The organism is Variovorax sp. CAN15 (genome assembly GCF_030462475.1).
In the GTDB taxonomy this organism is placed as follows: domain Bacteria; phylum Pseudomonadota; class Gammaproteobacteria; order Burkholderiales; family Burkholderiaceae_C; genus Variovorax.
Genome location: NZ_JASMRZ010000071.1, coordinates 20,060 through 27,795, shown reverse-complemented (window position 1 = coordinate 27,795; position 7,736 = coordinate 20,060). Strand labels below are relative to the sequence as shown.

Annotated in this window: 7 protein-coding genes; all 7 read right to left on the bottom strand. The window is 68.0% G+C overall.

Features of this window, described 5'->3' with window-relative positions; genetic code table 11:
- On the bottom strand, positions 1-684 hold a 684-nt coding region (locus tag QMO14_RS27200), incomplete at its 3' end, for an IclR family transcriptional regulator (RefSeq protein WP_301510975.1).
- A gap of 131 nt (positions 685-815) precedes the next feature.
- Positions 816-2,543, bottom strand: a complete 1,728-nt coding sequence (hutU, locus tag QMO14_RS27195; protein ID WP_301510974.1) for a urocanate hydratase — start codon at positions 2,541-2,543, stop codon at positions 816-818.
- Positions 2,544-2,571: 28 nt separating this feature from the next.
- Entirely contained in the window at positions 2,572-4,131 is a 1,560-nt protein-coding gene (gene hutH, locus QMO14_RS27190; protein WP_301510973.1) for a histidine ammonia-lyase, read from the bottom strand.
- Between the two features lie 59 nt (positions 4,132-4,190).
- Positions 4,191-4,928, bottom strand: a complete 738-nt coding sequence (hutC, locus tag QMO14_RS27185) for a histidine utilization repressor (protein ID WP_301510972.1) — start codon at positions 4,926-4,928, stop codon at positions 4,191-4,193.
- Between the two features lie 9 nt (positions 4,929-4,937).
- Positions 4,938-5,738, bottom strand: coding sequence for an ABC transporter ATP-binding protein (locus QMO14_RS27180; protein ID WP_301510971.1), 801 nt, complete (start codon positions 5,736-5,738; stop codon positions 4,938-4,940).
- Positions 5,723-6,622, bottom strand: a complete 900-nt coding sequence (locus tag QMO14_RS27175) for an ABC transporter permease (protein WP_301510970.1) — start codon at positions 6,620-6,622, stop codon at positions 5,723-5,725. Before QMO14_RS27175 ends, QMO14_RS27180 begins: the two co-directional genes overlap by 16 nt.
- On the bottom strand, positions 6,603-7,574 hold the full coding sequence (locus QMO14_RS27170; protein ID WP_301510969.1) for an ABC transporter substrate-binding protein: 972 nt from the start codon (positions 7,572-7,574) through the stop codon (positions 6,603-6,605). The genes QMO14_RS27175 and QMO14_RS27170 overlap by 20 nt, the downstream gene beginning before the upstream one ends.
- Between the last annotated feature and the right edge of the window lie 162 nt (positions 7,575-7,736).

Here is a 7,736-nt window from a genome sequence, read left to right as displayed (position 1 = left end):
GAACACGCCCTCGGCGCCGCACGGGTCTTCGGCATAGGCCATCACGCCGTGCAGGTCGCGGCACAGGCGGCGGCCCGGGGCCAGCACCGGCGCGCTCGCGCCCCAGACGCCGGCATCGACCTCGCCGTGGGTGACGGCATGGCCGGCTTCGCGGATGGCGTCGAGCTCGGCCGCGCGCTCGGCGCGGCGCTCGGGGCTTTCGCCGAGGCCGTCGAGCAGGGCGTCGCGCTGGTCGACCGGCATGTGGGCCAGCAGGCACTTGGCGCTGGCGCCGTCGCGCGCGGGCACGCTGCGGCCGCGGTCGAAGGAGCAGCGCAGCGACTGCTCGCTGTCGATCATCTCCAGGCACACGACGCGCTCGTTCACCGCCGTGACCAGCGCCACGCTCTCGTGCGACTGCTGCGCCAGCGCGCGCATGTCGGCGCGTGCGGCGATCACGAGGTCGGAGTTGCCGTCGAAGCCGGTGGCCAGCTGCACGCTCACCGGGCCCGGCGAATAGCGGCCGTCGGACTCCATCACGAAGCCCCAGCGGCGCAGCGTGGCGACCTGCCGGTACAGCGTGCTCTGCGACAGGCCGGTGGCCCGCACCAGCTCGGCGGCCGTCATCGCCGCCTTGCTCTGCGCCAGCACCGACAGCACGAAGAGCGCGCGGTCGTTGGCGGGGGCGTCGGTCGGGGTCGTCATGCGGTCGATCGGATGAATGGAACCGGCGTGCAGTATCTTGCCCGCCGTTCCCACTTCCAAGCCTTCATTCCCAGGGAGTGGGAATGGGGCTGCTTTTTCTTTCTACCTTCGACTTAACCGCCGGCCCGCCATCACTTCACCATCGGCAGCTTCAGGCCCTGCTTCTTCGCGGTGGCCACGGCAATGTCGTAGCCCGCGTCGGCATGGCGCATCACGCCGGTGGCCGGATCGTTGAAGAGCACGCGCTCGATGCGCTTGGCCGCGGCATCGGTGCCGTCGCACACGATCACCACGCCCGAGTGCTGCGAATAGCCCATGCCCACGCCACCGCCGTGGTGCAGGCTGACCCAGGTGGCGCCGCCCGCCGTGTTGAGCAGCGCGTTGAGCAGCGGCCAGTCGGACACGGCATCGGTGCCGTCCTTCATGGCCTCGGTCTCGCGGTTGGGGCTGGCGACCGAGCCGGTGTCGAGGTGGTCGCGGCCGATGACGATGGGTGCTTTCAGCTCGCCGTTCTTCACCATCTCGTTGAAGGCCAGGCCCGCGATGTGGCGTTCGCCCAGGCCCAGCCAGCAGATGCGCGCGGGCAGGCCCTGGAAGGCGATGCGCTCGCGCGCCATGTCGAGCCAGCGGTGCGTGTGCTTGTTCTCGGGGAAAAGCTCCTTGATCTTGGCGTCGGTCTTGTAGATGTCTTCCGGGTCGCCCGAAAGCGCAACCCAGCGGAACGGGCCCTTGCCTTCGCAGAACAGCGGGCGGATGTAGGCCGGCACGAAGCCCGGGAAGTCGAATGCGTTCTTCACGCCTTCGTCGAACGCGACCTGGCGGATGTTGTTGCCGTAGTCGACCGTGGGGATGCCCATGGCCTGGAAGTCGAGCATGGCCTGCACGTGCACGGCGCACGACTTCGCGGCGGCCTTCTTGAGCGCGTCGTGCTGCGAGGCGTCCTTCATGGCGGCCTGCCATTGCGGCACGCTCCAGCCCGAAGGCAGGTAGCCGTTGATCAGGTCGTGCGCGGAGGTCTGGTCGGTCACGAGGTCGGGCTTCAGGCCGCCGGCCTTCGCGCGCTTCACCAGCTCGGGCAGGATGTCGGCCGCGTTGCCCAGCAGCGCGATCGACACGGCTTCCTTCGCGTCGCAGTGCTGCTTGATGAGCTCGAAGGCATGGTCGATGTCGCGCGCCTGCTTGTCGACGTAGCGGGTGCGCAGACGGAAGTCGATGCTCGACTGCTGGCATTCGATGTTCAGCGACACTGCACCGGCCAGCGTGGCCGCCAGCGGCTGCGCGCCGCCCATGCCGCCCAGGCCCGCCGTGAGGATCCACTTGCCCGCGAGGCTGTTGTCGTAGTGCTGGCGGCCGGCTTCGACGAAGGTTTCGAAGGTGCCCTGCACGATGCCCTGGCTGCCGATGTAGATCCAGCTGCCGGCAGTCATCTGGCCGTACATGAAGAGGCCCTTGCGGTCGAGCTCGTTGAAGTGCTCCCAGTTGGCCCACTTCGGCACGAGGTTCGAATTGGCCAGCAGCACGCGCGGTGCGTTCTCGTGCGTCTTGAACACGCCGACGGGCTTGCCCGACTGGATGAGCAGCGTCTCGTCGTCGTTCAGCTCTTTCAGCGACGCGAGGATCTGGTCGTAGCAGGCCCAGTTGCGCGCGGCGCGGCCGATGCCGCCGTACACCACGAGGTCTTGCGGGCGCTCGGCCACCTCGGCGTCGAGGTTGTTCTGCAGCATGCGGAACGGGGCTTCGGTGAGCCAGCTCTTGCAGTTGAGCTCGCTGCCGCGCGGGGCGCGGATCACGCGGGTCGGGTCATGGCGCGGATCGGCGGCGTCGGGGTTGTTCAGGGCGAATTTCTCGGGAGCGTTCATGGCGTGGTTCTCCTAATCGGGATGTGTTTTACGAGTGACTGGGCAGGATGTCGAGCAGCGCGGCCGGCAGCTCGGCCTTCAGCGCCCACTGGCGCATGGCTTCGATGTCGGGGGCGAGGTAGCGGTCGCGTTCGAGGAAGGCGACTTTCTGGCGGATGCTGGCGAATTCGGCTTCGACCAGCGGCGAGCTCTTGAGCTTGCGCTTGAGTTCGATGCCTTGCGCGGCGGCCATGGCTTCGATGCCGACGACCACGGCGGTGTTGTTGACCATGTCGGCCAGGCGGCGGCCCGCGAAGGTGGCCATCGACACATGGTCTTCCTGGTTGGCCGAAGTCGGCAGGCTGTCGACGCTGGCGGGGTGCGCGAGCGACTTGTTTTCCGAAGCCAATGCCGCCGCCGTTACCTGCGCGATCATGAAGCCGGAGTTGAGGCCGCCGTCGCGCACCAGGAACGGCGGCAGGCCCGACAGGCCGCTGTCGAGCAGCAGCGCAAGACGGCGCTCGGAAATCGCGCCGACTTCGCTGACGGCCAGCGCCACGATGTCGGCCGCGAAGGCGACGGGCTCGGCGTGGAAGTTGCCGCCCGAGATGACCTCGCCGGTGTCCGAGAAGACCAGCGGGTTGTCCGACGCGGCATTGGCCTCGATCACCAGCACGCGCGCGGCATGCGCGAGGTTGTCGAGGCACGCGCCCATCACCTGCGGGATGCAGCGCACCGAATACGGGTCCTGCACGCGGCCGCAGTCGGCGTGCGAGGGAACGATTTCGCTGCCTTCGAGCAGCGTGCGCACCGCGCCGGCCACCGCGATCTGGCCGGGCTGGCCGCGCGCGGCGTGGATGCGCGCGTCGAAGGGCTTGATCGAGCCCTGGATGGCTTCGAGCGACAGCGCGCCCGACATCAGCGCGGCGGCGAACACGTCCTCCGCGCCGAAGAGGCCGGCCAGCGCCAGCGCGGTCGACACCTGGGTGCCGTTGAGCAGCGCCAGGCCTTCCTTGGGGCCGAGCACGAAGGGCTCGAGGCCGATGCTCTTCATGGCTTGCGCGCCGCTGACCACGGTGCCGTCGGCCAGCGTCGCCCGGCCTTCGCCGATCAGCACGCAGGCCATGTGTGCGAGCGGCGCGAGGTCGCCGGAAGCGCCGACCGAGCCCTTGCACGGGATGCTCGGCGTGACGCCCGCGTTGAACAGCGCCAGCAGCGCATCGACCAGCGCGGGCCGCACGCCCGAGTGGCCACGCGCCAGGCTCACCGCCTTGGTCGCAAGCACCATGCGCACCACCGGCGCGGCCAGCGGCTCGCCCGTGCCCACGCTGTGCGAAAGCACCAGGTTGCGCTGCAGTTCGGCCAGGTGGTCGTTGCCGATGCGCGTGCTGGCGAGCTTGCCGAAGCCGGTGTTGATGCCGTAGACGACCTGGTCGTTCTCGACGATGTGGCGCACGGCGGCCTCGGCGCGCTGCATGCCTTCGCGCACCGACGCATCAAGCGCGAGCTTCACGCCGCCGGCCTGGATGCGGCGCAGCGTCGCGAGGTCGACCTCGCCGGGCACGAGGGTCAGGGTGGCATCTGGATGGGCGGTGTTTTTGCTTGGCATGTGAACCTGTCTATACAAGTAGTTGCGAGTGAAAGCGGAGGTCTCTGAGGACGAAAAAATCAGCCGAAGCTGGGGTTGCCGTCTGCTTTGAAGCGGCTACCGAGGCTGTAGCGCGAACCTGGGTGCAGGCAGCGCACCCACGTCACGGGGACGTTGCGCGACCAGGTGCGGCGCGTGAGCAGGAGGCAGGGGTCGGTGGGCGTCATCGCCAGGCGCTCGGCCTGCTCGGCGTTGGGCAGCACGGCGTCGACCACATGCTCGATCTGGTCGAAGGGCACGTTGCGCACCAGGTATTCGCTGGGCGGCATCGCGGTGAAGTCCTGCTCCAGGTAATCGGGCACCACCTGCGGATTGACGAAGCGCTCCTCCAGCTGCACCGGCGTGCCGTTCTCCAGGTGCAGGCACACGCTGTGGAACACCGAGTCGCCCGCGCGCTTGTCGAGCCAGGCGGCCACGTCGGGCGAGGCGGCGAGGCGCTCGACCGCGATCATCTCGCAGCGGTAGTCGTGGCCGCGCTGGCGGATCTCGCTGGCGATGTTGGCGATCTGAAGCAGCGTGGACTGCGGCTTGTTCTCGGCCACGAAGCTGCCGACGCCGGCCACGCGCACGATGCGGCCCTGCTCCACCAGCTCGCGCAGCGCGCGGTTCACCGTCATGCGCGCCATGCCGAACTGCGCGACCAGCTCGTGCTCCGACGGCAGGCGGTGGCCGGGCGGCCACGTCCCGTCCTGGATCTTGCGGGAGATGTGATCCATGACTTGCGCGTAGAGCGCGAGGGTCGGCAGGTCGCGTTTCATCGTGTGTTGTCAGTGCTCCGCCGCGGCCATCGATTCGGCGCGGATTTCTTCAGTCAGGCGTGCCTTGATTTCCATGAACTCCGGCGAGGTCTTGATGGTGTAGCTGCGCGGATGCGGGAAGTCGACCGCGATCTCGGTCTTGATGCGCCCCGGCCGCGCGCTGAACACCGCCACGCGGTTGGCCATGAAGATCGCCTCGTCGATGTCGTGCGTGACGAACAGCACCGTCTTCTGCGCCGACTCCCAGATGCCCAGCAGCAGCTCCTGCATGAGCACGCGGGTCTGGTTGTCGAGCGCGCCGAAGGGTTCGTCGAGCAGGAGCATCTTGGGGTCGTTGGCCAGCGCGCGCGCGATGGCCGTGCGCTGCTGCATGCCGCCGGAGAGCTGCTTCGGGAAGTGGTTCTCGAAGCCGCGCAGGCCGACCTTGGCGATGAAGAACTCGCTGCGCTCCTTCTGGTCGGCCTCGCTCATGCCGCGCTCGCGCAGGCCGAAGCGGATGTTCTGCGCCACCGTGAGCCACGGGAAGAGCGTGTAGCTCTGGAACACCACGCCGCGGTCGGCGCCCGGGCCGTCGATGCGCTCGCCGTCGAGCAGCACCTGGCCGCTGGTCGGGAAGTCGAGCCCCGCCACGATGCGCAGCAGCGTCGACTTGCCGCAGCCCGAGGGGCCGAGGATGGTGACGAAGTCGTTCTCCTTCACCTCGAAGTCGATCGGCTGCAGCGCCTGCGTGCGCTGGCCCTTGGTGCCGGTGAAGACGCGCGAGACGCCCTGGATGGAAAGTTGGTTCTGCGACATCACAGTGCTGCCCATGCAAACAAGCGGCGGTTGATTGCCTTGAAGGCGAAGTCCGAAAGCAGGCCGATGACGCCGATCACGATGATCCCGAAGATGATCTGGCCGGTGTTCAGCAGCGCCTGGCTGTCGGTGATCATGTGGCCGATGCCCGAGGAGGAGCCGATGAGTTCCGCCACGATCACGTAGGTCCACGCCCAGCCGAGCACGAGGCGCAGGGTCTCGGCGATGCCCGGCGCGGCGCCCGGAATGAGCACGCGCGCCACGATGCCGCGGCTGTTGGCGCCCAGCGTGTAGGCCGCTTCGACGAGGTCGCGCCGCGCGCCGCCCACGGTGACGGCCACCATCAGCACGATCTGGAAGAAGGAGCCGATGAAGATCACCAGCAGCTTCTGCATTTCACCCAGGCCCGCCCACAGGATAAGCAGCGGAATGAAAGCCGAGGCCGGCAGGTAGCGGCAGAACGAGACGAAGGGCTCGAAGAAGGCCTCCACCGTCTTCCAGGTGCCCATGGCGATGCCCAGCGGCACGGCGAACACGGCCGCCAGCAGGAAGCCGCCGAACACGCGCCACACGGTCATGCCGATGTCGCCGATGAAGCCGTACTCGGTGAAGAGGAGCCAGCCTTCCTTGACCATGGTCGGCGGGCTCGCGAGGAAGGTCGGCGGCACGAAGCCGCCGAGCGTGGCCACGGCCCAAACCAGCACGAAGACGACGAAGAACGCGAGCCCCAGCAGCGCGCGGGCGCGCGTGCCGATGGGTTCGAGCGGCGCGAGCGCGCGGCGGCGCGCGGGCGCGACGACAGTCGTTGCGGCCCTGGCGGCGGCCTGCTGAGGCGCGGGCGCCGCAACCGTCGCGGCGGAAGGCATCTGGGACATGCTCTTACTTGACGAAGCTTGCATCGAAGGTGACCGAGAAGTCCTCGGGCGCCTTGCGGATCACGCCGGCTTCCAGAAGGATGGGCGTGGCCTCCTTCATGAAGCTGGTGAGCTCGCCCGCGAAGAACTTCTGGTTGGCGGCCTTGTCCTGCCAGCGCAGGAAGGCCGACGACTTGGCGAACTGCTCGCCGCTCTGCTTCACGGCGGAGCCCATGAGCTCGTTGGACTTCCCGGGCTCTGCCTTGATCATGTCCAGTGCGTCGAAGTACGACTTGGTGAGCGCGGCTGCAGCCTTGGCGTTGGCCTTGAGCCAGGTGGGCGCGCAGCCGACGGTGTCCATCACCATCGGGTAGTCGAGCGTGGTGGCCAGGATCTTGCCGGCGGCGGGGTTGGCGCGCACGGTCGACAGATACGGCTCGTAGGTCATGGCGGCGTCGTTCTGGCCGGCCACGAAGGCCTGGGCCGAGGCCTGCGGCGACAGCGTGGTGGTCTTCACGTCCTTCAGCGACATGCCGTTCTTGCTGAGCATCCAGGCCAGGCCGAAGTAAGGGGCGGTGCCGGGCGCGTCCACGCCGATGGTCTTGCCCTTGAGGTCGGAGAACTTGCTCACGTCGCCGCGCACCGCGAGGCCGTCGGCGCCGTAGGACTTGTCCATCTGGAAGATCTGCACGATGGGCACGCCGTTGGCGTTCCAGGCCACGTGCGTCTCGACCGTGGTGGCCGCGCACTGGATCGCGCCGGAGGCCAGCGCGAGGTGGCGGTCCTTCTGCGGGATCATCTTGAGTTCGACGTCCAGGCCGTTCTTCTTGAAGATGCCGGCCTTGTCGGCCAGCGAGAGCGGCGCAAAGCCGGTCCAGCCGGACATGCCGAGCGAAATCTTCGTCACTTCCTGGGCGGCGGCCGTTCCGGCCATGCCCGCCGCACATGCGCCCGCTGCAACCAGCGAGGCGAACTTCACAACTACCGTCTTGACCATGGGTACTCCTGGGTCTGTTCTTTGAAGGAAAAAGGCTCGGCGCGGCGCCCGATGGCCGGGTCACGCACGCCTCGCATTGTTGCCAGGCGCCCCAACTTGTATATACAGGATAACCCGAAAGGTCATTTCTGGTGCATTTGCTTGGGAAATGCACCTTTTTGC

What these genes read in the sequence shown, in the direction of transcription:
- hutC (WP_301510972.1), bottom strand. Translation starts at nt 4,928, where the DNA reads ATGAAACGCGACCTGCCGACCCTCGCGCTCTACGCGCAAGTCATGGAT.
- hutH (WP_301510973.1), bottom strand. Translation starts at nt 4,131, where the DNA reads ATGCCAAGCAAAAACACCGCCCATCCAGATGCCACCCTGACCCTCGTG.
- QMO14_RS27175 (WP_301510970.1), bottom strand. Translation starts at nt 6,622, where the DNA reads ATGCAAGCTTCGTCAAGTAAGAGCATGTCCCAGATGCCTTCCGCCGCG.
- hutU (WP_301510974.1), bottom strand. Translation starts at nt 2,543, where the DNA reads ATGAACGCTCCCGAGAAATTCGCCCTGAACAACCCCGACGCCGCCGAT.
- QMO14_RS27180 (WP_301510971.1), bottom strand. Translation starts at nt 5,738, where the DNA reads ATGGGCAGCACTGTGATGTCGCAGAACCAACTTTCCATCCAGGGCGTC.
- QMO14_RS27170 (WP_301510969.1), bottom strand. Translation starts at nt 7,574, where the DNA reads ATGGTCAAGACGGTAGTTGTGAAGTTCGCCTCGCTGGTTGCAGCGGGC.